Source organism: Pantoea sp. ANP04, assembly GCF_041982285.1.
Lineage (GTDB): Bacteria > Pseudomonadota > Gammaproteobacteria > Enterobacterales > Enterobacteriaceae > Pantoea > Pantoea eucalypti.
This window is the reverse complement of the sequence record NZ_JAUTYS010000085.1, coordinates 1-607: the sequence shown is the minus strand read 5'-3', so window position 1 is coordinate 607 and position 607 is coordinate 1. Positions and strand designations below refer to the sequence as shown.

1 protein-coding gene is annotated in these 607 nt (G+C 67.2%); it reads right to left on the bottom strand.

The annotated features are described in order from the left end of the window. Positions 1-607 (bottom strand): AMP-binding protein (locus tag Q7C21_RS22460; RefSeq protein ID WP_375151153.1); only part of this gene is annotated, 607 nt, incomplete at both ends.

Sequence of the window (607 nt, the reverse complement as noted above, 5' to 3'; positions counted from 1 at the left end):
AGTCCATCAGGTCGCGCTCCGTGAGCGACGGATCCTTCTTGACGACGAAGAGCTTGACCGCCTCGCCGGAACTGTCGTCCGGCACGCCGACCGCCGCGCACTCGAGCACGCCCGGATGCGCCGCGACCACGCCCTCGACCTCGTTCGGATACACGTTGAAGCCGGACACCAGGATCATGTCCTTCTTGCGGTCCACCAGGCGGATGAAACCCTGCTCGTTCATCACCCCGATATCCCCGGTGGACAGCCAGCCATGACGGTCCAGGACCTTGGCGGTCTCTTCCGGACGCTGCCAGTAGCCCTTCATCACTTGGGGGCCACGCACCTGCAACTCGCCCTCCTCGCCCAGCTCCGCCAGTTCGCCGTCCTCACGCACGAAACGCACCCAGGTCGACGGCAGCGGCACGCCGATGGTCCCGGTGAAGTCACCCTCGCGCATGCGCGCGATGTCGATCGGGCTGATGCTCACCACCGGCGAGCATTCGGTGAGGCCGTAGCCTTCGATGATCGGCACCCCGGTGACCTCCTTCCAGCGCCGGGCCACGGCGGTGTGGGTGGCCATGCCGCCGGCGATGGCCAGCTTCAGGTCGGAGAAGTCCCGGCCACG